22 protein-coding genes are annotated in these 22,368 nt (G+C 70.2%); 17 read left to right on the top strand and 5 right to left on the bottom strand.

What is annotated here, in order from left to right; genetic code table 11:
• Positions 1-28: 28 nt before the first annotated feature.
• The 5 genes from DEI97_RS11320 to DEI97_RS11300 form a co-directional block, all read right to left on the bottom strand.
• Complete coding sequence (locus DEI97_RS11320) at positions 29-802, bottom strand: succinate dehydrogenase iron-sulfur subunit (protein WP_111074282.1); 774 nt, start codon at positions 800-802, stop codon at positions 29-31.
• A gap of 1 nt (position 803) precedes the next feature.
• Entirely contained in the window at positions 804-2,597 is a 1,794-nt protein-coding gene (gene sdhA / locus DEI97_RS11315) for a succinate dehydrogenase flavoprotein subunit (RefSeq protein WP_111074281.1), read from the bottom strand.
• 69 nt (positions 2,598-2,666) lie between these two features.
• The gene (gene sdhD / locus DEI97_RS11310; RefSeq protein WP_111074280.1) at positions 2,667-3,113 is read right to left on the bottom strand and encodes a succinate dehydrogenase, hydrophobic membrane anchor protein; all 447 of its coding nucleotides are present in this window, start codon (positions 3,111-3,113) and stop codon (positions 2,667-2,669) included.
• A gap of 13 nt (positions 3,114-3,126) precedes the next feature.
• Positions 3,127-3,588 carry a succinate dehydrogenase, cytochrome b556 subunit gene (gene sdhC, locus DEI97_RS11305; protein ID WP_111074279.1) on the bottom strand — a complete coding sequence of 154 codons (462 nt, stop codon included), beginning with the start codon at positions 3,586-3,588 and terminating at the stop codon, positions 3,127-3,129.
• A 75-nt stretch (positions 3,589-3,663) separates the two neighbouring features.
• The gene (locus tag DEI97_RS11300) at positions 3,664-4,908 is read right to left on the bottom strand and encodes a glycosyltransferase family 4 protein (RefSeq protein ID WP_258376659.1); all 1,245 of its coding nucleotides are present in this window, start codon (positions 4,906-4,908) and stop codon (positions 3,664-3,666) included.
• A gap of 160 nt (positions 4,909-5,068) precedes the next feature.
• Between DEI97_RS11300 and DEI97_RS11295 the strand changes: the two genes are divergently transcribed.
• From DEI97_RS11295 to DEI97_RS11215, 17 genes are all read left to right on the top strand, one after another.
• Entirely contained in the window at positions 5,069-6,184 is a 1,116-nt protein-coding gene (locus tag DEI97_RS11295; protein WP_111074277.1) for a mannose-1-phosphate guanylyltransferase, read from the top strand.
• A 209-nt stretch (positions 6,185-6,393) separates the two neighbouring features.
• Positions 6,394-8,262 carry an alpha/beta hydrolase gene (locus tag DEI97_RS11290; RefSeq protein WP_181439181.1) on the top strand — a complete coding sequence of 623 codons (1,869 nt, stop codon included), beginning with the start codon at positions 6,394-6,396 and terminating at the stop codon, positions 8,260-8,262.
• Positions 8,263-8,387: 125 nt separating this feature from the next.
• Positions 8,388-8,765 carry a hypothetical protein gene (locus DEI97_RS11285; protein WP_111074275.1) on the top strand — a complete coding sequence of 126 codons (378 nt, stop codon included), beginning with the start codon at positions 8,388-8,390 and terminating at the stop codon, positions 8,763-8,765.
• A 24-nt stretch (positions 8,766-8,789) separates the two neighbouring features.
• Positions 8,790-9,293: a hypothetical protein gene (locus DEI97_RS11280; RefSeq protein WP_111074274.1), complete on the top strand. Its 504-nt coding sequence runs from the start codon at positions 8,790-8,792 to the stop codon at positions 9,291-9,293.
• Complete coding sequence (locus DEI97_RS11275; protein ID WP_146248090.1) at positions 9,283-9,795, top strand: hypothetical protein; 513 nt, start codon at positions 9,283-9,285, stop codon at positions 9,793-9,795. Before DEI97_RS11280 ends, DEI97_RS11275 begins: the two co-directional genes overlap by 11 nt.
• A complete protein-coding gene (locus DEI97_RS11270; protein WP_111074272.1) occupies positions 9,785-10,303 on the top strand; it encodes a hypothetical protein in 519 nt (172 codons plus the stop codon). The genes DEI97_RS11275 and DEI97_RS11270 overlap by 11 nt, the downstream gene beginning before the upstream one ends.
• Positions 10,304-10,574: 271 nt before the next feature.
• On the top strand, positions 10,575-11,648 hold the full coding sequence (locus DEI97_RS11265) for a BMP family lipoprotein (protein WP_111074271.1): 1,074 nt from the start codon (positions 10,575-10,577) through the stop codon (positions 11,646-11,648).
• Between the two features lie 93 nt (positions 11,649-11,741).
• Positions 11,742-13,262, top strand: a complete 1,521-nt coding sequence (locus DEI97_RS11260) for an ABC transporter ATP-binding protein (RefSeq protein WP_111074270.1) — start codon at positions 11,742-11,744, stop codon at positions 13,260-13,262.
• 272 nt (positions 13,263-13,534) lie between these two features.
• Complete coding sequence (locus DEI97_RS11255; protein ID WP_111074413.1) at positions 13,535-14,773, top strand: ABC transporter permease; 1,239 nt, start codon at positions 13,535-13,537, stop codon at positions 14,771-14,773.
• Positions 14,770-16,059, top strand: a complete 1,290-nt coding sequence (locus tag DEI97_RS11250; RefSeq protein WP_111074269.1) for an ABC transporter permease — start codon at positions 14,770-14,772, stop codon at positions 16,057-16,059. Before DEI97_RS11255 ends, DEI97_RS11250 begins: the two co-directional genes overlap by 4 nt.
• Before the next feature lie 16 nt (positions 16,060-16,075).
• On the top strand, positions 16,076-16,603 hold the full coding sequence (locus tag DEI97_RS11245) for a cytidine deaminase (RefSeq protein ID WP_111074268.1): 528 nt from the start codon (positions 16,076-16,078) through the stop codon (positions 16,601-16,603).
• A gap of 2 nt (positions 16,604-16,605) precedes the next feature.
• Positions 16,606-17,892, top strand: a complete 1,287-nt coding sequence (locus tag DEI97_RS11240) for a thymidine phosphorylase (RefSeq protein WP_111074267.1) — start codon at positions 16,606-16,608, stop codon at positions 17,890-17,892.
• Positions 17,893-18,018: 126 nt separating this feature from the next.
• Positions 18,019-19,131 (top strand): adenosine deaminase, encoded by a 1,113-nt coding sequence (locus DEI97_RS11235; protein WP_111074266.1) that lies wholly within the window; start codon positions 18,019-18,021, stop codon positions 19,129-19,131.
• Between the two features lie 4 nt (positions 19,132-19,135).
• Positions 19,136-19,585: a PTS sugar transporter subunit IIA gene (locus DEI97_RS11230; protein ID WP_111074265.1), complete on the top strand. Its 450-nt coding sequence runs from the start codon at positions 19,136-19,138 to the stop codon at positions 19,583-19,585.
• Complete coding sequence (locus DEI97_RS11225) at positions 19,582-19,854, top strand: PTS sugar transporter subunit IIB (RefSeq protein ID WP_111074264.1); 273 nt, start codon at positions 19,582-19,584, stop codon at positions 19,852-19,854. The genes DEI97_RS11230 and DEI97_RS11225 overlap by 4 nt, the downstream gene beginning before the upstream one ends.
• A 24-nt stretch (positions 19,855-19,878) precedes the next feature.
• The gene (locus tag DEI97_RS11220; RefSeq protein WP_111074263.1) at positions 19,879-20,709 is read left to right on the top strand and encodes a purine-nucleoside phosphorylase; all 831 of its coding nucleotides are present in this window, start codon (positions 19,879-19,881) and stop codon (positions 20,707-20,709) included.
• The gene (locus DEI97_RS11215; RefSeq protein ID WP_111074262.1) at positions 20,706-22,337 is read left to right on the top strand and encodes a phospho-sugar mutase; all 1,632 of its coding nucleotides are present in this window, start codon (positions 20,706-20,708) and stop codon (positions 22,335-22,337) included. The genes DEI97_RS11220 and DEI97_RS11215 overlap by 4 nt, the downstream gene beginning before the upstream one ends.
• Positions 22,338-22,368: the final 31 nt, after the last annotated feature.

Genomic DNA, 22,368 nt, shown 5'->3' with positions numbered 1-22,368 from the left:
CCATGACGTTCCTGTCGGCATCGGCGTGCTAGGCCCGGCCGCGCATGACGGCCTGCTTGACCTCGGAGATCGCCTTCGTCACCTGGATGCCGCGGGGGCAGGCGTCGGTGCAGTTGAAGGTCGTGCGGCAGCGCCAGACGCCCTCCTTGTCGTTGAGGATGTCCAGGCGCACGTCGGCCGCGTCGTCGCGGGAGTCGAAGATGAACCGGTGCGCGTTGACGATCGCCGCCGGGCCGAAGTACTGCCCGTCCGTCCAGAACACCGGGCACGACGAGGTGCACGCGGCGCAGAGGATGCACTTGGTGGTGTCGTCGAAGCGGGCACGGTCGGCCACCGACTGGATGCGCTCCTTGCCCTTCTCCGGCGCGGACTTCGGCTGCAGGAACGGCTGGACCTCGCGGAACGACTTGAAGAACGGCTCCATGTCGACGATCAGGTCCTTCTCGAGCGGCAGGCCCTTGATCGCCTCGACGTAGATCGGCTTCGAGATGTCGAGGTCCTTGATCAGCGTCTTGCACGCCAGGCGGTTGCGGCCGTTGATGCGCATCGCATCGGAGCCGCAGACACCGTGTGCGCAGGAGCGTCGGAAGGTCAGGGATCCGTCCTGCTCCCACTTGATCTTGTGCAGCGCGTCGAGGATGCGGTCCGTCGGCAGCATCATCACGTCGAAGTCCTGCCAGCGCGGCTCGTCGTCCACGTCCGGGTCGAACCGGCGGACGATCAGCGTGACGGAGAACGATCCGGGAGGGGCGTCCTGCACGGTGTCGGTGCGGGGTGCCTCGGAGACCAGGGTGTCGGTCATCTCAGTACTTCCTCTCCATCGGCTGGTACCGGGTGATCACGACCGGCTTCCAGTCGAGCGTGATGTGGTCGTCGGCGAGGGACGAGTGCGGATCGCCCGTCAGGTACGCCATGGTGTGCTGCATGTAGTTCTCGTCGTCGCGCTTCGGGTAGTCGTCGCGCATGTGCCCACCGCGCGACTCCTTGCGGTTCCGTGCGGAGTAGACGACGACCTCGGCCAGGTCGAGCAGGAAGCCGAGCTCGACCGCCTCGAGCAGGTCGGTGTTGAAGCGCTTGCCCTTGTCCTGCACCGACACCTGCATGAAGCGGTTGCGGAGCGTGTGGATGGTCTCGGTCACGCGGGCGAGCGACTCGTCGGTGCGGAACACCTGCGCGTTCTTGTCCATCTCCTCCTGCAGCTCCTTGCGGAGCACGGCGACCCGTTCGGTGCCGGTGGAGGCCCGGAGCTGCTCGAGCATGCCGCGCACGTTCGCCGCGGGGTCCTCGGGCAGCGGCAGGAACTCCGCCGTCTGCACGTACTCGGCGGCGTTGTTGCCCGAGCGCTTGCCGAACACGTTGATGTCGAGCAGCGAGTTCGTACCGAGGCGGTTCGAGCCGTGCACCGAGACGCAAGCGCACTCGCCGGCGGCGTAGAGGCCCGGGACGACGGTGTCGTTGTCGGAGAGGACCTCGGCCTTGACGTTGGTCGGGATGCCACCCATGGCGTAGTGGGCGGTCGGCATCACCGGCACCGGTTCGACGACCGGGTCGACCCCGAGGTACGTGCGGGCGAACTCGGTGATGTCCGGCAGCTTGGTCTCGAGCACCTCGGCACCGAGGTGCGTGCAGTCGAGCAGCACGTAGTCCTTGTTCGGCCCGGCACCACGACCCTCGGCGACCTCCTGCACCATGCAGCGGGCGACGATGTCACGCGGCGCGAGGTCCTTGATGGTCGGGGCGTAGCGCTCCATGAACCGCTCACCCGAGGCGTTGCGGAGGATGGCGCCCTCACCGCGGGCACCCTCGGTCAGCAGGATGCCGAGGCCCGCGAGCCCGGTCGGGTGGAACTGGAAGAACTCCATGTCCTCGAGCGGCAGGCCGGTGCGCCAGACGATGCCGACGCCGTCACCGGTCAGGGTGTGTGCGTTCGAGGTCGTCTTGTACATCTTGCCGAAGCCACCGGTCGCGAAGACCATCGCCTTGGCGTGGAACACGTGCAGCTCGCCGGTGGAGAGCTCGAACGCGACGACGCCGGCCGGCTGCTTGCGGGTGACGCCGTCGTCGCCCACCACGTCGACCATGATGAGGTCGAGCGCGTAGAACTCGTTGAAGAAGTTCACGCCGAGCTTCACGCAGTTCTGGAACAGCGTCTGCAGGATCATGTGCCCGGTGCGGTCCGCCGCGTAGCACGCTCGGCGGACCGGGGCCTTGCCGTGGTCACGGGTGTGGCCGCCGAAGCGTCGCTGGTCGATCTTGCCCTCGGGCGTGCGGTTGAACGGCAGGCCCATGTTCTCGAGGTCGATGACCGCGTCGATGGCCTCCTTCGCCAGGATCTCGGCGGCGTCCTGGTCGACCAGGTAGTCGCCGCCCTTGATCGTGTCGAAGGTGTGCCACTCCCACGAGTCCTCTTCGACGTTCGCGAGCGCGGCCGCCATGCCGCCCTGCGCCGCACCGGTGTGGGAGCGGGTCGGGTACAGCTTCGAGATGACGGCGGTCTTCGCCTTCGGGCCGGCTTCGATGGCGGCCCGCATACCGGCGCCTCCTGCGCCGATGATGACGATGTCGAACTGGTGGTGGTGCACGGTGATGTCGGTCACTGGGGTCTTTCGATCAGGAGGCGGAGCGAGCGAGAGCGTGTCGCCAGCGCGGGATGACGCGGACGGCGGCTACTGCGCCGGGCAGAACGAGGGCAGGTCCGCGGCGGCAGCGCCGGCGGGGCACGGGTCGAACGTCCAACAAACGAGCGTGCCGAGGACGATCAGCAGGACGCACGCGGCGAGCACGGCGACGAGCAGGGTCTTCCGGACGCCGGGCTTCGCGACGTAGTCGTTGATGATCGTGCGCATGCCGTTCGAGCCGTGGATCAGCGCGAGCCAGAGCATCAGCGTGTCCCAGATCTGCCAGAAGGGGCTCGCCCACTTGCCGGCGACGAAGGCGAAGTCGATCTGCTTGACGCCTTCGCCGGCGACCATGTTGACGAACAGGTGGCCGAAGATGAGGACGACGAGCAGGACGCCCGACGCCCGCATGTAGATCCAGCCCCACTTCTCCCAGTTGGTGGTGCGGCGGGCAGCGTCGGCGCTGCGGGGCGGGGCGATGGTCTCGGTGGTCATGACAGCCCTCGGTTCAGTTGAAGTCGGCGACGAGGTTCATGAGCTGACGCGGCAGGAAGCCCGCGATCGCCACTGCCCAGAGCACGAGGACGACCCAGAACATGGCCCGCTGGTACTTCGGCCCCTTCGACCAGAAGTCGATGAGGATGATCCGCAGCCCGTTGAACGCGTGGAACACGATGGCGGCGACCAGGGCGATCTCGCCGAGGTTCATCAGCGGCGTCTTGTACGTGCCGATCACGGCGTTGTAGGCCTCGGGCGAGAGCCGGACGAGTGCCGTGTCGAGGATGTGCACGAGCAGGAAGAAGTAGATCGCGACACCGGTGATCCGGTGCAGCACCCACGACCACATCCCGACCGAGCCGCGGTAGAGCGTGCCCTGCGGCGCGCGCGTCCGAGGTGCGTCGATCGACGTCCCGTCGATGGTCACCTGCGGGGTGGCTGTCGCCGTCCCGCCTGCGGTCTGCTCGGCCATGAGCTCGCCTTCCCGTAGGTCTGGCGCACCGATCGGCGCGCCGTTGCCGTCGTGTTCGTGTGGAACGACACCATCCTACGTCCGAGCACCGACCTTCTCGTGCCACCCGGTGCGAGCCGTGCGGGTCGCGGCCGGCGGAGCGCCGATCGTCCGCGCCGTCTCGTGGTGCGCGAGCAGCTCGTCGCCCACCGACTCCCACGTCGTGCCCTCGACCCGGAGCCGCCCCGCCGAACCCATCCGCTCGGCCAGCGCACGGTCGGCGTGCAGCCGCGCCACCGCCGCGCGGAGGGCCAGCGGTGCTTCCGGGTCGTACAGCTCGCCGTCGAGACCCGGGGACACCAGGTCGAGCGGTCCGCCGGAGGCCGGGGCCACCACCGGCAGGCCCGCCGCGTGCGCCTCCTGCAGGGTCTGCCCGAACGTCTCGGCGGCCCCGGTGTGCACGAACACGTCGAGCATCGCGTAGGCATCGGCCAACGCGTCGCCACACAGCGGGCCGGTGAAGGTCACGTCCAAGTGGCGCAGGCGCCGTTCCAGCAACGCCCGGGAGGGTCCCCCTCCGGCGACCACGACCCGGATGCCCGGCATGCCGCCGAGTTCTGCGAGCCGCTCGACCTCCTTCTCCGGTGCCAGCCGCCCCACGTAGCCGACGATGGTCTCGCCGCGCGGAGCGATGCGCCGTCGCAGGGCCCGCACGTGGGACGAGGAGCGACGGTCCGGGTGGAAGAGGGTCGTGTCGACGCCGCGGCCCCACCGGGCCACCCGCGGGACGCCCTCCTCGGCGAGCATCGCGGCCGTCGCCGACGACGGTGCCAGCGTCAGCGACGCTCCCGCGTGGATGCGCCCGAGGACCCGGCGGACGAGCGGAGCCGCCGCGGACAGGCCGTTGCGGCGTGCGAACCCGGCCACGTCGGTCTGGAAGACGGCGACGGAGGGGATGCCGAGCCTCCCGGCCGCCGTGATCGCACGCCCACCCAACAGGAAGGGGCTGGCGGCGTGCAGCACGTCGGCCCCGGAGGCGGCGAGGATCGTGTCGAGGACCGGGTGCGGGAGCGCCACCGGGAACTGCCGGTACGCGACCGCCGGGATCCGGTGCACGTCGAAGCCGTGGTGCCGCTCCTGCTCGGAACGCGAGCGCCAGGCGGCGAGGCCCGGCGTGTCCGGGGCGATGACGACGGCCTGGTGTCCGCGGCGCCGCAGGTGCTCGAGCACCGCGAGGACGCTCGTGGTGACGCCGTTGAGGGTAGGCAGGAAGCTCTCGGTCACGACGGCGACGGTCCGGGGGGACTCGGTGCCTCGCTCCATGCGGCTGCGTGCGTTCATGGCACGGCCCATGCTCACGCCGACGCGTGGACGACCGGGGGGCACGACGTGAACGCGGTACGCGCGAGGGGTGAACAGACCGTGCGCGGATCCCGGTGCCGTCCACGACACGTCCAGACGTCGTGCAGCCGCTGCACGGGGGCGCCGGTACGGTGGGCGCGTGACGGACGCACTCGACGACTTCTACGCGATCATCCCGGCCGGCGGCATCGGATCGCGCCTCTGGCCGCTCTCGCGCGCCGACGCCCCGAAGTTCCTGCACGACCTGACCGGCTCGGGCTCGTCGCTGCTCCGGCAGACCTGGGACCGACTCGAGCCGCTCGCCGGCCCCGACCGCATCATGGTCGTCACCGGCCGGGCGCACCGCATCGCCGTCGAGTCCCAGCTGCCCGGGGTCGAGGACCACAACGTCGTCCTCGAGAGCGAGCCCAAGGACTCCACGGCGGCGATCGGCCTCGCCGCGGCGATCCTGCACCGCCGCGAGCCCGACGTCGTCATCGGCTCGTTCGCCGCCGACCACGTCATCGGCGACGCCCGCGGCTTCCGCCGGTCCGTCCGCGAGGCCGTCGTCGCCGCCCGCGCCGGCTACATCACGACCATCGGCATCACGCCGAACGAGCCCGCCATCGGCTTCGGGTACATCCACGCCGCTGACGAGGCGCTCGGGGTCGACGGTGCGACCACCGCGCACGCCGTCCGGTCCTTCGTCGAGAAGCCCGACCTGAGGACCGCGAAGAAGTACGTCGCCGACGGCTCGTACCTCTGGAACGCCGGCATGTTCATCAGCCGCGCCGACGTGCTCCTCGCCGAGATCGGACGCAACGAGCCCGAGCTGCTCGCCGGCATCGAGGAACTCGCCGCGGCGTGGGACACCTCGGCGCGCGGGATCGTCGTCGACCGCATCTGGCCGTCGCTGAAGAAGATCGCCATCGACTACACGGTCGCCGAACCGGCCGCCGCCGCCGGACGCATGGCCGTCGTGCCCGGCGACTTCGACTGGGACGACGTCGGCGACTTCGCCTCGCTCGCGAAGCTGCAGTCCGGCGGGCGGAAGAACAACCTGGCCGTGCTCGGCGACAACGCCCGCATCCTGGCCGACTCGGCGAGCGGCATCGTCGTGTCGCAGAGCAACCGGCTGATCTCGCTGATCGGGGTCGAGGACATCGTCGTCGTCGACACCCCGGACGCGCTGCTCGTCACCACGAGCGCGAACGCGCAGCGGGTCAAGGGTGTGGTGGACGCGCTGAAGATCAGCGGGCGGGACGACGTGCTCTGAGGGGTGGCGTGCTCTGAGGAGCACCCATCCGGAGACCAGGAGCGGCAAGCTGCGTTATCGTGGGTGGTCGCAGCGGGGGCTGCGGGGGAGCCTGGGGAGAGCAGATGGTCGACATCGAGTACGACGCGGGGGACGCGTCATCGCTGAGCAGTGCGCTGCGTACCGCGGATGGCGTCCTACGCGGGCAAGCGGGCAAACGTTCCGGGGCGGTGTCGACAGGTCTGCAGGACTTCTCCGGGGCCTACGCGAAGCGGTTCCAAGAGGCCGCGGTGATCGAGGCCGAGGACCGGGGCAAGCTCGCCGGGGTACTCGCCGACTTCGCTGATGACATCGATGCAGTGAGTCGCCAGGCCGTGGAGGAACGTCAGCGGATCAGCGACCACGATGCGTGGAAGCAGCGAGAAGCACAACGCAACGCTTTCGTCCAGGCGTCCGGCGGCGGCGGCGTGGGGGTGGCAGTACCGCTGTGGGAGTTCGTCACGGACCACGAACCCTCGACCACGCCGATCACCCCGAAGCCGCTGACGGCGGCCTTCCACGCACGGCAGCGTCCGCACTCGGCCGGCGGCGATGGCAGCGGGAAGAGCTCGGCAGACCCGACCCACCTGCGCACCTTCGTGTCCACCACCCGCTCGGCCGACAGTGACGCCGACACCGAGCTGCAGCGGCTGCAAACCGCATGGTCGAGCTTCAAGGCATCGTGCAGCTGGGCGGTCGTGGACGGGCAGAGCGCGCTCTCCGGGTTCCGCCAGTACCTGCAGCACAACGAGTCGGACTGCACGTGGAGCGAGCACGTCGCCAGCGCCTTCGAGAAGGCAGGGGGCGCCGGAGTGCTCCCCGACATGGTGCTCGCCGTCGCCACGAACGGGCGGACGCCACCGGTGCTCGATGCGTTGTTCGCGGAGGGCCTGACCCCGGCCGAGGTCGCGAAGCGGTGGGCAGCGCTGGGGCTGTCGAAGGCCGATGCGCCGGCACTCCGCGCTCTACCGCAGTCAGTACTCGAGAAGCTGGGCAACCTCGAGGGCGTTGCCTACTGGGCACGAGACGCGGCCAACCGATCGGTGCTCGGTCTCCGCATCGACCAGGTCCAGAGCCAGCTGGCGACCGCGCAGACCGGGTCCGCCTGGTCGGGTCAGTACGGCACGCCGTTCCAGCAGCAGATCGCCTCGCTCGAGAAGGAGTTGAAGGCCTTGCTCAACATCGAGGCAACCCTGGGGAAGAAGGGCGAAGGTGCTCGGTCCCTGGTGTCTCTGACCGACGACGTCCCGCCGCTTGCAGCCGTCTCGATCGGTGACCTCGACACGGCGGACAACGTGACCTGGGCGGTGCCGGGGATGAACACCACGACGGCTGACATGTCGTCGTGGACAAACGCCGCACAGAACATCTACAACCAGCAGATCGTGGCCGCTGGCGAAGGCGAGCGTGCAGTCATCTCCTGGATCGGGTACGAGACCCCCGGAGAGACGACTGTCCTCGGCATGGACAAAGCGGAAGCCGGTGCCGAGAAGCTGGCGGCGTCCGTACACGGACTAGACGCTGTCCGGGCTGATGGCATGCCCACCACGAACATCGTCGCGCACTCGTACGGCACGACGACAGCGGGGGTCGCGCTCTCCCGGTCGGACATCCACGTCGATAGATTTGTTGCCCTGGCCTCCGCTGGTCTGCCGGACGCGGTCGATTCGGCGGACGACCTCCACGCCGGCGAGGTTTACGCCGGACAGGCACGGAACGTGCTCTTCGACGAAGGCGGAAAGGGGGACGAGTGGGCGACGGTAGGCCGGAGCTTCAGCCATGGCCATCACGTCGACCCGTCGAAGCCGGGCTTCGGTGCGACGACGTTCGGGGCGAACGGCGGTACTGCGGCTGACGGCACCACGACGAACCCGGTCTTGCACCACGATCCGTTGAACGCGGATGGTGGCGGGTACCTCGACCAGAACACCGAAACGCTCTACAACGTGGGCGCGGCGACGACCGGACGGAAAGACAAATTGACGGAATTCGATCCGACTCCTCCGACCGTGCGAGACCAGTGGCTGTTGGGCGTCAGAGATCCCGACGGCGGAGAGTGATGTCGATGCGTACACGTGGTGTTCGGTTGGCCGGGATGCTTCTCCTACTCGCGCTGTTCGGCGGATCGGCTGTCGGCTGTGCACAAAGTCCTGCCCCTGAACCGCAAGCAGTGAGGACACCCGCGGTGGATTCCGAGAGCGCGCAGCAACGAATGGTCGAAGTCGTGAGGGACGCGACGGAGAGCCTCGGTGGTGACTGGAAAGTCCGGTCTGGACCGGACTATGCAGAAGCCTGCCGATTACCCGACGGGGACACCGGAGCAAAGTGGACGTACTTCCTCACCCGCGCGCAGACCGGCGACGTCTCTGCCGACTCAGCCAAGGTCGAAGCGCGTTGGAAGGCCCTGGGAATGTCCATCGAACACCTGGGCACGAAGACGGAGCCGACAGTCATCGGGCGGGGCGGCGATCGCACCGATTCCATCAGCTTCTCCATCGCGCCTGGGCTCTACGCCATCCAGAGCGTTTCGCTTTGCTTCCCGGGTGATGCAGACCAACTCTGAACGAACGCGCTGCCGGACTGACGGATGACCGGCAGTTCCGGCCTGCGTCGGAGCGCGGTGTGCGCACTGGTACTCGTTCCGATCGAACTGATTGTCGCCGCTTGTGCGCAGCACCCGTCGGTCACGACCACCCCGCTCGCGACGGCGGCGGTGACGGCTGCGGCCGCGAAGCAGCAGATGGTCGGTGCGGTGGACGACCTCACCGGACGGCTCGGCGGGGACTGGGAACAGGGCACGGGACCGGACTACGCCGATGCGTGCGCCCTGCCGGGCGGACAGCCGGGTGCGCAGTGGGTGGACGTCCGGACGCGTTCGTCGGTCGGGAACGTCGCGGAGGACCTATCCGCGGTCGAGGCGCAGTGGAAGCGGCAGGGCATGGCCATCGACCGGTGGGGCTCGACAGCTCATCCGACCCTCGTCGGCCGCGGTGGTGCGGCGACCGACTCGATGAGCCTCTCGGTCACCGACGACCAGTACGGAGTCCAGGCGCTGTCGCGGTGCTTCCCCGGGGACCCCGATGAGCTCTGACGCGATCATCCCACGCCGATGGGCCGCAGCCACGGTCGGCGTGCTCGTCGTCGGCACGCTCGTCGGCTGTGCAACGCCCGCTCCGACACCCACACCGACACCGAGCGAGACGGCGACACCGGTGCTCGACGCGGACACCGCGCAGCGGCAGATGGTTGAGGCTGTCGACCGGGTGACCACCGCGTTGGGCGGCACGTGGCAGCACGAGACCGGTCCCGACTACGCGGAGGACTGCCGGTTGTCGAACGGCGAGCCGGGTGCGCAGTGGCGCTTCCTCGTCACACGCGGCTCGCTCGGGGACGTACCTGCGGACGTCGCCGCGGTGACGGCGCGGTGGAAGGGACAGGGCATGTCGCTGGAGCGGTGGGGAACGCAGGACGAGCCCACCATCACGGGCCGTGGCGGTGGGACGACGAGGTCGATCAGTCTCTCGGTCGCCCCGGACCTGTACGGCGTCGAGGCCGTCTCGCTGTGCTTCCCCGGAGACGCTGATGCGCTCTGAGCACAGGCTGCGCCGACCCGTCGGGGTCCTCGGCACCGGTGTGCTCGTCGTCGCCGCGCTCGTCGGCTGCTCCGCGGCTGGCCCGGCCCCCGCACCGGCACCGACGTCCGAGCACGCTGCCCCGGCCGTCCACCGGGACGTCGCGCAGCAGCAGATGGTCGACGCCGTCGAGGCGGTCACCGGTCGACTCGGTGGGACGTGGCAGCCGCGGACCGGCCCCGACTACCTGGAGGACTGCCGGCTCCCCGACGGCGACCAGGGTGCGAAGTGGCGGTACCTCGTCACCCGCTCGTCCAGCGGCGACGTGACGCAGGACGTCACCACCACCGAGGACCGGTGGACGGAGCAGGGCATGACGATCGACCACTGGGGGACGGCGGACCGCCCGACCATCGTGGGTCGTGGTGGCGGGCGGACCGACTCCGTCCGGTTGACGGTGTCGGACGGACAGTACGCGGTCCAGGCTCTCTCGCTGTGCTTCCCCGGCGACGCGGACGACGACTTCTGAACCGCCCTGCGGACCGGCGGATGTGGGGGATGCCTGCACGATCCTCCAGACCGGAGCCCGGCTGTAGCGCTCCATCACGAAACCCCGCGAACTGGGGGCACGAACCGACCATCGCGTTTCCGGCGCGTTACGGCGCGGTCGCGATCGCGTAACCGATGTCGGAGGGCCTCCGGACCGGTCCTGTACCGCCCGGCCGGTCGTGTACTGTCCTGACGATCGCCCGGTGCGCAGTGACTCCGGGTCGACTCCCGATCTCCCCGGAGGAACCCCCGTGTCATCTCGTACCCGTCGCGTCGCCATGAGCGGTCTCGCGCTCGTCGGCACCGTCGCCGTGCTCGCCGGCTGCGCATCCGCACCGTCCAGCTCGACCTCGTCCAAGAAGTCCGACTTCCTGCCCTGCATGGTCTCCGACGCCGGTGGCTTCGACGACAAGTCGTTCAACCAGCTCGGCTTCGAGGGCATGAAGGACGCCGCCTCCGACCTGGGCGCCCAGTACAAGGACGCCGAGTCGAAGGACGCGACCGTCTACGACTCGAACATCCAGCAGCTCGTCAACCAGAACTGCAACCTCATCGTCACGGTCGGCTTCAACCTCGCCGCCTCGACGAAGAAGCAGGCCGCGGCGAACCCCGACACCGACTTCGCGATCATCGACGACAACTCGATCGACGCCAAGAACGTCAAGCCGATCACGTTCGACACCTCGCAGGCGGCGTTCCTCGCCGGCTACGCGGCGGCGTCCTACTCGAAGTCCGGCACCGTCGGCACCTTCGGCGGCATGCAGATCCCGACCGTCACCATCTTCATGGACGGCTTCGCGGACGGCGTCGCGTACTACAACGAGCAGAAGAAGAAGGACGTCAAGGTCGTCGGCTGGGACGTCAAGAGCCAGAAGGGCTCCTTCACCGGTGGCTTCGAGGCCGGCACCCAGGCGAAGTCGGTCGCGCAGTCGCTGCTCGACCAGGACGCCGACGTGATCCTGCCCGTCGGTGGCCCGATCTACCAGTCGGCCGCAGAAGCGATCAAGGACGCCGACAACGGCTCCGTCCTCATCGGCGCGGACAGCGACCTCTACGAGGCCGACCCCCGCTACAAGGACATCGCCTTCACCTCCATCGAGAAGGGCATGAAGCCCGCCACGAAGGACGTCGTCGAGCAGGCCGCCAAGGGCGACTTCTCGAAGACCCCGTACGTCGGCACGCTGAAGAACGACGGCGTCGGCATCGCGCCGTTCCACGACTACGAGTCCAAGGTCGACTCGGGTCTGCAGGGCGAGCTCGACAAGATCAAGGCCGGCATCATCGACGGCTCGGTCAAGGTCGACACCGAGGCATCCGTCAAGTAGTCCGACGAACGCGGGCGGGGGAGCACTCCTCCGCCCGCGTTCTCGCGCGCACGGGGACCCGTGCACGCCCGAGACAGAAATAGACTCACCGACATGAAGCTCGAACTCCGCGGCATCACGAAGCGGTTCGGCAGCCTGGTCGCCAACGACCACATCTCGATCACCGTCGAACCGGGCGAGGTGCACTGTCTCCTCGGCGAGAACGGTGCAGGCAAGTCGACCCTGATGAACGTCCTCTACGGCATGTACCAGGCCGACGAGGGCGAGATCCTGCTCGACGACGTCGTCCAGGCCTTCGACGGACCGGGCGACGCCATGCGCTCCGGCATCGGCATGGTGCACCAGCACTTCATGCTCGTCCCCGTCTTCACCGTGGCCGAGAACGTGATGCTCGGGCAGGAGGAGACCGCGTTCGGCGGCCGCCTCGACCTGGCCGGCGCTCGCAAGCGCGTCCGCGAGATCTCCGAGCGCTTCGGGTTCGACGTGGACCCCGACGCCCGCGTCGAGGACCTGCCGGTCGGCGTGCAGCAGCGCGTGGAGATCATCAAGGCGCTGTCCCGCGACGCCTCCGTGCTGGTGTTCGACGAGCCGACGGCCGTCCTCACCCCGCAGGAGACCGACGAGCTGATGGGCATCATGCGCCAGCTCCGCGAAGCCGGCACCGCCATCGTCTTCATCACCCACAAGCTCCGCGAGGTCCGCGAGGTCGCCGACCGCATCACCGTGATCCGCCTGGGCAAGGTCGTCGGCGAAGCGTCCCCGACCGCGTCGAACAGCGAGCTCGCGGCACTCATGGTCGGCCGCAGCGTCGAACTGGTCGTCGACAAGGCACCGGCCACCCCGGGCGACGCCGCCCTGGTCGTCGAGGGGCTCACCGTCACCGACCCGACCGGCCTGGTGCTGGTCGACGACGTCTCGTTCACGGTCCGCCGGGGCGAGGTCCTCGCCATCGCGGGCGTTCAGGGCAACGGCCAGACCGAACTGACCGAGGCGATCATGGGCCTCGAGCCGGTCCGCTCCGGTCGGATCACCCTGGACGGCCGCGAGGTCACCGGCCGCAGCGTCAAGCAGATCCTGGACGCCGGCGTCGGGTTCGTCCCCGAGGACCGCAAGGAAGACGGGCTGGTCGGGGAGTTCACGATCGCCGAGAACCTCATGCTCGACCGCGCCGACTCCGCCGACTTCGTCCGTGCCGGCACCATCCGCGCCGCCGAGCGGGACGCCTTCGCCGACGAGAAGATCGCCGAGTTCGACATCCGCACGCCCGGGCGCACCACCGCGGCCGGTCGGCTCTCCGGCGGCAACCAGCAGAAGATCGTCCTGGCCCGCGAACTCAGCCGCCCGCTGCGGCTCTTCGTCGCCGCGCAGCCCACGCGCGGCATCGACGTCGGCTCGATCGAGTTCGTCCACAAGCGCATCGTCGAGACCCGCGACAGCGGCGTCCCGGTGATCGTCGTCTCCACCGAGCTCGACGAAGTCGTCGCGCTCGCCGACCGGATCGCCGTGATGTACCGCGGCGCGATCGTCGGCATCGTCCCCGCGTCCACACCCCGGGACGTCCTCGGACTCATGATGGCGGGCGAACTGCCCGCAGGAACGGAGCTCGCCGCGTGAGCGACCCCACGCCGCAGCACGACGGCACCACGCCGTCGGACCGCACCGCACAGACCGACGCGACCACGGGCCTCCCGGCCGACGCGACGAGCGCCGACGCGACGAGCGCCGCCGCGACGACCGCCGACGCGACGAGCGCTGCCGCGACGAGCGCCGCCGCGACGACCGCCGACGCGACGAGCGCTGCCGCGACGACCGCCGACACGACGCACGACGCCGCGACCCCCGCCGTCGACGACCGTCTGCAGGAGGTCACCGGCGCCCCGCACCTGATGACCGACTCCGCGACCGACAGCGAGCGCCGCGAGGGCCGCTGGAGCGACGCCCTCCGCAGCATCGTGAACGGCTCGGTCCTGACCACCGTCCTCGCGGTGGTCCTGGCCCTCATCGCCAGCGGTGTCCTCATCGCCCTGACCGACAAGGACGTCCAGGCCGCGGCGGGGTACTTCTTCGCCCGCCCGCTCGACACGCTCCGTGCGGTCGGGACGGCCGTCGGCGGCTCGTACTCGTCGCTGTTCCAGGGTTCGGTCGTCAACTTCGGCGCGCCGTCGTTCGCGACCGCGATCGCCCCGATCACGCGCTCGGTCGACTACGCGGTGCCGCTCATCGCCGCCGGCCTCGGCGTCGCGGTCGCGTTCCGCACCGGTCTGTTCAACATCGGCGGGCAGGGACAGGTCCTGATGGCCGCCGCGGCCGCCGGCTGGGTCGGGTTCTCGTTCGACCTGCCCGCGATCGTGCACATCCCGCTGACGATCCTGGCCGGCATCGTCGGCGGTGCGGTCTGGGCGGGCATCGTCGGACTCCTCAAGGCCCGGACCGGTGCCAACGAGGTCGTCCTGACGATCATGCTCAACTACGTCGCCCTGTACCTGGTGAGCTTCATGCTCCGCACCCCGGGCCTCCTGCAGGCCGGCGGCAGCCCGAACCCGATCTCGCCCGCGACCCGCGACTCGGCGGTCCTGCCGTCGCTGTTCGGCTCCCGGTTCGGCATCGACGTCGGGTTCCTCGTCGCCCTGGTCGCGGTGGTCGTCGTGTGGTGGCTGATGAACAAGTCGTCGCTCGGCTTCCGCTTCCGCACGGTGGGCGAGAACCCCCGCGCGGCCCGCGTCGCCGGCATGAGCGTCCCGGCACTGACCGTCTGGGTGATGGTGATCTCCGGTGCCCTCATCGGGATCGCCGGTGCTTACCAGGTCGAGGGTGCCGTCACGACGGGCTTCACCTCGGGCATCGACGCCGGCATCGGGTTCGACGCGATCACCGTCGCGCTGCTCGGCCGCTCCAAGCCCTGGGGCACCTTCTGGGCCGCGATCCTGTTCGGCGTGCTGAAGAACGGTGGCTACGCCATGCAGGCCGCCAACGGCATCCCGATCGACATCGTCGGCGTCATCCAGGCCCTCATCGTCCTGTTCATCGCGGCCCCGCCGCTCGTCCGCGCGGTCTTCCGGATCCCGCAGCCGGGCGCACGTCGTCGCACCGGCAAGAACTCCAAGCGGAAGGCGGTCGCCGCGTGAGCACCCTCAGCCCCACCGCGGCCCCGGCCGCACCCGTCGCGGACCGAGCGGTCGAGACCACCCGTAGCTGGAAGGCACCGATCGCGTTCGCCGTGTTCTCGGTGCTCGCCGCCGTGCTGTTCCTCGGCGTCCGTCGTGGCGGCACGACCACGTTCCGTCTGGCCAACGCCGGCGACTTCGTGCAGCTGCCGAACGTCGGGCTGCCGTCGTTGGCGACCGGCGTGGTCGTCGTCGTCCTGCTGTCGCTCGGCACCGCCGTCGCGTTCTTCCTGGTCGGCCGGTTCCGTCCGGTGCCGCTGTGGCTGACGAGCGTCTTCGCGGTCGTGTTCGTCGTCGGCTTCCTCACCTGGGCCGCCGCCGGCAAGACGATCCCGCTGCCCGGCCTGCTGGTCGGTGCGATCGGCCTCAGCGTCCCGCTGGTGTTCGGTGCCCTCGGTGGCGTCATCTCGGAGCGGGTCGGCGTCGTGAACATCGCCATCGAGGGACAGTTCCTCGCCGGTGCGTTCACCTCGGCCCTCATCGCCTCGCTGACCGGGTCCGCCTGGGTCGGTCTGATCGGTGCGCTCATCGCCGGTGTGCTCGTGTCGTTCGTCCTCGCGGCGTTCAGCATCAAGTACCTCGTCGACCAGGTCATCGTCGGTGTGGTCATCAACGCGTTCATCTCCGGGCTCACCGGGTTCCTGTACTCGCAGGTGCTCTCGCCGTCCGAGACGACGCTCAACGTCGGCATCCGCTTCCCGAAGATCGAGATCCCGGTCCTGCACCAGATCCCGGTGATCGGCCCGGTGTTCTTCGAGCAGACCGTCATCGTCTACCTGGCCTACATCGCGGTCGCCGTCGTCACCTTCGCGCTGTTCAAGACCCGCTGGGGCCTGCGCCTCCGCGCGGTGGGCGAGCACCCGGAGGCCGCGGACACCGTCGGCATCAACGTCACCGGCACGCGCTTCTGGAACGTCTCGCTCGCCGGTGCGATCGCCGGCCTCGGTGGTGCGTACTTCACGCTCGACGCGGTCGGTCCGTTCACGAAGGACATGACGGCGGGCGCGGGCTACATCGCGCTGGCCGCGGTCATCTTCGGCCGCTGGGACCCGATCAAGGCGACGCTCGCCGCGCTGCTGTTCGGCTTCGCGTCGAACCTGCAGAACACCCTCGGGGCGATCAACTCGCCGGTGCCGAGCGAGTTCCTGCTGATGCTGCCCTACGTCGTCACGATCTTCGCGGTGGCCGGTCTGGTGGGCCAGTCGCGAGGCCCGGCTGCGTCCGGCAAGCCGTACATCAAGAACTAGCCGGGAGGCCCGCCACATGACCGACACGAACGCTGCGGGTGACCAGGGGGTCACCCTCGACCCGACGACCGGCGAGCCGTCCTGGACGGACCCGGCCCAGAGCCTCCCGTCCGATCCGGACACCGCGATCGACGGGACCGTCGACGTGGACTGGACCGCCCTGCGGGAGGCTGCGACCACCGCGATGGGCCGCGCCTACGTGCCGTACTCGTCCTTCCCGGTGGGGGCTGCGGCGCTCACCGACGACGGCCGGATCGTCTCGGGCTGCAACGTCGAGAACGCCTCGTACGGGGTGACCCTGTGCGCCGAGTGCTCGCTCGTGTCGCAGCTGTTCATGACCGGCGGCGGCAAGCTCGTCGCGTTCACCTGCGTCGACGGCGACGGGGCGACCCTGATGCCGTGCGGGCGCTGCCGGCAGCTGCTGTTCGAGCACTCGACCGAGGGCATGCTCCTCGAGACGGTCTCGGGCATCCGCACCATCGACGAGGTCCTGCCCGACGCCTTCGGGCCGCGCACCCTCATGACCTACCAGCAGGAGCACTGACCATGGCCGTCGAGCCGTTCGACACCGTCGACCTCATCCGCACGAAGCGCTCCAGCGGGACGCTCTCCACCGCCGAGATCGACTGGCTCGTCGACGCGTACACGCGCGGCTACGTCGGGGACGAGCAGATGGCCGCGCTCGCGATGGCGATCTTCCTCAACGGCATGGAACGTCGTGAGATCCGTGACCTGACGCTCGCGATGATCGCGTCGGGGGAGCGGATGTCGTTCGGTTCGCTCGGCAAGACCACGGTCGACAAGCACTCCACCGGCGGCGTCGGCGACAAGATCACCCTGCCGCTCGCACCGCTGGTCGCCACGTTCGGCGTCGCGGTGCCGCAGCTGTCCGGTCGCGGACTCGGCCACACCGGCGGCACGCTCGACAAGCTCGAGTCGATCCCGGGCTGGCAGGCCGCGATCTCGAACGAGCGCATGTCCGAGATCCTCGCCGACGTCGGTGCGGTCATCTGCGCGGCCGGGTCCGGTCTGGCACCCGCCGACAAGAAGCTCTACGCCCTCCGCGACATCACCGGGACGGTCGAGTGCATCCCGCTCATCGCGTCCAGCATCATGTCGAAGAAGATCGCCGAGGGCACGGCAGCGCTCGTCCTCGACGTGAAGTTCGGCTCGGGCGCGTTCATGGCGGACTTCGCGCAGTCGAAGCTCCTGGCGCAGACGATGGTCGACCTCGGCAAGGACGCCGGGGTCGCGACCTCGGCGCTCCTCACCGACATGGAGGTCCCGCTCGGTCTGACGATCGGCAACGCCCTCGAGGTGCGCGAGTCCGTCGAGGTGCTCGCCGGTGGCGGGCCCGCCGACGTCGTCTCGCTGACCGTGTCGCTCGCCGAGGAGATGCTGCGCCTCGCCGGGGTCACCGACGCCGACCCGGCCGCCGCCCTCGCCGACGGCCGCGCGATGGACACCTGGCGCCGGATGATCGAGGCGCAGGGCGGCGACGCGTCGGCCGCGCTGCCGGTCGCGGCCGAGACGCACGTCGTCACCGCGACCGAGTCCGGTGTGCTCGCGACGCAGCAGGCGCTGCCGTTCGGCATCGCGGCCTGGCGGCTCGGTGCCGGTCGCGCGCGGGCGCAGGACCCGGTGCAGGCCGGCGCCGGCATCGAACTGCACGTCAAGCCAGGCGACACGGTCACCGCCGGTCAGCCGCTCTGGACGCTCCACACGGACGAGCCGGAGCGCTTCGAGCGGGCCCTCGAGTCGCTCGAGGGTGCCTGGTCGATCGGCGAGTCCGCGCCGGAGCGCGGCCCGATCGTGCGAGAGCGGATCCAGTAGCGGCGTCCGTCGCACGCTCGGAACCGGAGGCTCCCCACACGTCCTGTGGGGAGCCTCCAGTCCGTCCTCCACGGGTTTGTCGACCCCGCCCTGCGGGGGTCGGTGACCACCGATAGCCTTGGGCGCATGAGCGACGCCGCCACCATCCACCGCCTGCCCGACGCCGGAGCGGTCATCAACGACCTGCCCAAGGTCTCGCTGCACGACCACCTGGACGGCGGCCTCCGTCCCGCGACGATCATCGAGCTCGCCGCGACCGACGGCGTCGAGCTGCCGACCACCGACCCGACCGAGCTGGCCGCGTGGTTCGCCGACCAGTCGAACTCCGGCTCCCTGGTGGAGTACCTCAAGACGTTCGACGTCACCACCGCCGTGATGCAGACCGAAGCCGGGCTGACCCGCGTCGCGAAGGAGTTCGTCGAGGACCTCGTCGCGGACGGTGTCGTCTACGGCGAGATCCGCTGGGCCCCGGAGCAGCACCTGCAGCGCGGGCTGACGCTCGACCAGACGGTGGAAGCCGTCCAGGCCGGCATCGAAGCCGCGGTCGACGCCGCCGGTGGGTCGATCCGCATCGGCCAGCTCGTCACCGCGATGCGCCACGCCGACCGCTCGCTGGAGATCGCCCAGCTCGCGGTGCGCCACCGCGACCACGGCGTCGTCGGCTTCGACATCGCCGGCGCCGAAGCCGGGTTCCCCGCGTCGAACCACAAGGCGGCGTTCGACTACCTGGCCTCCGAGCTGTTCCCCGTCACCGTGCACGCCGGCGAAGCGGACGGCCTGGCTTCGATCCGGTCGGCGCTCGTCGACGGCCGCGCGCTGCGCCTCGGCCACGGCGTCCGGGTGTTCGAGGACGTCGCCCTGACCGACGGCGGCGACGGCTCGATGCTCGCCACCCTGGGCGAGGTGGCCTCCTGGGTCCGCGACCGCGAGATCCCGCTCGAGGTCTCGCCGTCCTCGAACCTGCAGACCGGCGCCATCGCCGCGTGGGGCGACGACCTGGCCGACCACCCGTTCGACGTCCTGTACCAGCTCGGCTTCCGGGTGACCGTGAACACCGACAACCGCCTGATGAGCAACACGACGCTGTCGAAGGAGCTCGCGCTCCTGGCCGGCACCTTCGGCTACGACCTCGACGACCTCGCCGCGTTCCAGATCAACGCCGCCCTCGGTACCTTCCTGCCGCTGGAGGACCGCGAGGAGATCATCGCCGCGATCACCGCCGGGTACGCGGAGGCCTGAGCCGATGGGCCTGCCGCCGCTGCCGGACCCGGCCGTCGTCCTCGGGGCGTCCGCGTCGTCGTGGCGCGACGCGCTCCGGAGCGCCGGCGACGCCCTCGTGGCCTCCGGTTCGACCACCGACGCCTACACCGACGCCATGATCGCGATGGTCGAGGAGCACGGCGCGTACATCGTGATCTCGCCCGGGTTGGCGTTCGCGCACGCCCGGCCGGGGTCGAGCGTGCTCCGTGACGGGCTGGCGGTCGTCACCCTGGCCGAACCGGTCGTCTTCGGGCACCCGCACAACGACCCCGTCTCGGTCGTCCTCGGCCTGGCCGTGGCCGAGGTCGGCACGCACCTCGAGTCGATCGGTGCGATCGCGAACCTGTTCAACGACCCGACCGTCACCAGGCGACTGGCGGAGGCCACCAGCGCGGACCAGATCCGGAGCATCATGGGAGTGAGCACCGCGTGAAGATCGTGACCATCTGCGGCGCCGGCATCGGTGCCAGCGCGATCCTCAAGGTGAACGCCGAGAAGGCCCTGGCGGCGCTCGGGCTGACGGCGGAGGTCGTCGCCGCCGACGTCGCCTCGGTGCGGGACGTCTCCGACGACGCCAACGTGATCCTCACAAGCCAGGAGTTCGTCGAGGCCATCGGGACCACCTACGCCGAGGTCATCGTGATCCGGAACCACTTCGACCAGAGCGAGATCACGGCGGCTGTGGAGAAGGCACTCGGCTGACCTGCCGCCCGGTACGATCGGCGCATGCTCAGCACCGAGAACCCCCTGAACGACCCCGCCGTCGACCCCTTCGACGTGGCCCGTGACGCCGCCGCAGTCATCGCGGAGCGGTCCGGCATCGAGCGGCACGACATCGCCCTGACGCTCGGCTCCGGCTGGGGCAAGGCCGCCGACCTGCTCGGGGAGACCGTCTCCGAGATCCCCGCTGCGGACGTCCCCGGGTTCAGCGCCTCGGCCGTCCCCGGGCACTCCGGCACCGTCCGGTCGATCCGTCTCGCCGACGGTCGGCACGCGCTGGTCATCGGCGCGCGCACGCACTACTACGAGAACCACGGCGTGCGTCGCGTCGTGCACAGCGTCCGAACGGCTGCCGCGACCGGAGCCTCGGTCATGGTCCTCACCAACGGCGCCGGTGGCATCAAGGAGACCTGGACGCCCGGCACGCCGGTCCTGATCAGCGACCACATCAACCTGACCGCCGACAGCCCGCTGGAGGGCGCGACGTTCATCGACCTGACCGACCTGTACTCGGCCCGTCTCCGTGCGGTCGCGAAGTCGGTCGACCCGTCCCTCGACGAAGGCGTCTACACGCAGTTCCGCGGCCCGCACTACGAGACCCCGGCCGAGGTCCAGATGGCGAAGGCGATCGGCGGGCACATCGTCGGCATGTCCACCGCGCTCGAGGCGATCGCCGCCCGGCAGGCCGGCATGGAGATCCTGGGCTTCTCGCTCATCACGAACCTGGCTGCGGGCATCCAGAAGACGCCGCTGTCCCACACCGAGGTGCTCGAGGCCGGCAAGCAGGCCGAGCCGGTCATCGCCGACCTGCTCGCCCGCGTGGTGGCGGCACTGTGAGCGTCGTCGACACCGCCCTGGCCTGGATCGAGCAGGACCCCGACGACGAGACCCGCGCCGAGCTGCAGCGGCTCGTCGACGCGGGGGACACCGAGGAACTCGACGCCCGGTTCGCCGGCCGGCTGCAGTTCGGCACCGCCGGGCTCCGTGCCGAACTCGGCGCCGGCCCCCTGCGGATGAACCGGGTCGTCGTGACGCAGGCCGCCGCGGGGCTGGCCCGCTTCCTCATCGACTCCGGGCGTGACCGCAGCGTCGTCATCGGGTACGACGGACGGGTCAACTCGGACGTCTTCGCTCGCGACTCCGCCGAGGTCATGCGGGGCCTCGGCCTCGACGTCACGCTGCTGCCCTCGGCGCTGCCGACACCGCTCGTCGCGTTCGCCGTCCGGCACCTCGGCGTCGGCGCGGGCGTCATGGTGACCGCCAGCCACAACCCGCCGCGGGACAACGGGTACAAGGTCTACCTCGGCGGCGACGACGAGGGCTCGCAGATCGTGCCGCCGGTCGACGGCGAGATCGCTGCGGCCATCGACGACGTCGCAGCGGGCGACATCCGCTCGCTCGAACGGGCGACGGACTACACCGTCGCCGACGCGTCGCTCGTCCAGGCGTACGTGGACGCGACGGCCGCGACGGTGCCGGCCCCGGCCCTCCCGGCCGACGCGCAGCCGTCCGTCGTCTACACGGCCATGCACGGCGTCGGGTGGGAGACCGCCCGCGCGGTCTTCGCGCAGGCCGGGTTCCGTGAGCCGGCCGTCGTGCCGGAGCAGATCGAGCCGGACGGCGCGTTCCCGACGGTCTCGTTCCCGAACCCGGAGGAGCCGGGCGCGATGGACCTGGCGATCGCCCGCGGTGTCGCGGTCGGCGCCGACCTGGTGATCGCCAACGACCCCGACGCCGACCGTCTGGCTCTCGCGATCCCGGACGGCTCCGGCTCGTACCGACGTCTCGCCGGCAACGAGGTCGGCTGGCTCCTCGGCTGGCGCGCCGCCGCTCGTGCAGCCGACGCCGGCGTGACCGGGGTGCTCGCCGCGTCGATCGTCAGCTCGCCGGCCCTCGCCCGGGTCGCCGAGCAGTACGGGCTCGGGCACCGGGACACGCTGACCGGGTTCAAGTGGGTGTCGCGCGTGCCGGACCTGCTGTTCGGGTACGAAGAGGCGCTCGGCTACCTGGTCGACCCGCAGGTGATCCGCGACAAGGACGGCATCTCCGCCGCACTCGAGCTGCTGTCGCTCGCGACCGAGCTGGCGGCCGAGGGCAAGACCATCGCGGACCAGCTCGACGCCTTCGCCGAGCGGTTCGGGGCGTTCGCGTCCGGGCAGGTCGCGACGCGGGTGGACGACCTGTCGCGCATCGGCGAGATCATGGCCTCGCTCCGGACCGCCACGCCGACGGAGCTCGGCGGTGTCGCGATCGCGTCCGTGACGGACTTCCTCGACGGGGTGGAGGGGTTCCCGCCGTCGGACATCCTGCGCTTCGACCTCGAGGGCGGTGCCCGGGTCATCGTCCGCCCGAGCGGCACCGAGCCGAAGGTGAAGGTCTACATCGACACCGTGGCGGCCACGCCCGCCGAGGCGTCGGCCCTGGCCGACCGCCTGGCCGCCGCCGTCCGCCCCTTGGTCTCGTAGGGCGCGCCCGCGGCCGCGGCCGTCGCCGGCG

It is taken from the genome of Curtobacterium sp. MCLR17_032 (assembly GCF_003234795.2).
GTDB lineage: Bacteria > Actinomycetota > Actinomycetes > Actinomycetales > Microbacteriaceae > Curtobacterium.
This window is presented reverse-complemented; position numbering and strand designations above follow the sequence as displayed.

Coding starts and splice junctions, on each gene's coding strand:
- DEI97_RS11260 (WP_111074270.1), top strand. CDS start 11,742: ATGAAGCTCGAACTCCGCGGCATCACGAAGCGGTTCGGCAGCCTGGTC.
- sdhC (WP_111074279.1), bottom strand. CDS start 3,588: ATGGCCGAGCAGACCGCAGGCGGGACGGCGACAGCCACCCCGCAGGTG.
- DEI97_RS11270 (WP_111074272.1), top strand. CDS start 9,785: ATGCGCTCTGAGCACAGGCTGCGCCGACCCGTCGGGGTCCTCGGCACC.
- DEI97_RS11255 (WP_111074413.1), top strand. CDS start 13,535: ATGACCGACTCCGCGACCGACAGCGAGCGCCGCGAGGGCCGCTGGAGC.
- DEI97_RS11235 (WP_111074266.1), top strand. CDS start 18,019: ATGAGCGACGCCGCCACCATCCACCGCCTGCCCGACGCCGGAGCGGTC.
- DEI97_RS11300 (WP_258376659.1), bottom strand. CDS start 4,908: ATGAACGCACGCAGCCGCATGGAGCGAGGCACCGAGTCCCCCCGGACC.
- DEI97_RS11220 (WP_111074263.1), top strand. CDS start 19,879: ATGCTCAGCACCGAGAACCCCCTGAACGACCCCGCCGTCGACCCCTTC.
- DEI97_RS11230 (WP_111074265.1), top strand. CDS start 19,136: ATGGGCCTGCCGCCGCTGCCGGACCCGGCCGTCGTCCTCGGGGCGTCC.
- DEI97_RS11245 (WP_111074268.1), top strand. CDS start 16,076: ATGACCGACACGAACGCTGCGGGTGACCAGGGGGTCACCCTCGACCCG.
- DEI97_RS11320 (WP_111074282.1), bottom strand. CDS start 802: ATGACCGACACCCTGGTCTCCGAGGCACCCCGCACCGACACCGTGCAG.
- DEI97_RS11275 (WP_146248090.1), top strand. CDS start 9,283: ATGAGCTCTGACGCGATCATCCCACGCCGATGGGCCGCAGCCACGGTC.
- sdhD (WP_111074280.1), bottom strand. CDS start 3,113: ATGACCACCGAGACCATCGCCCCGCCCCGCAGCGCCGACGCTGCCCGC.
- DEI97_RS11280 (WP_111074274.1), top strand. CDS start 8,790: ATGACCGGCAGTTCCGGCCTGCGTCGGAGCGCGGTGTGCGCACTGGTA.
- DEI97_RS11240 (WP_111074267.1), top strand. CDS start 16,606: ATGGCCGTCGAGCCGTTCGACACCGTCGACCTCATCCGCACGAAGCGC.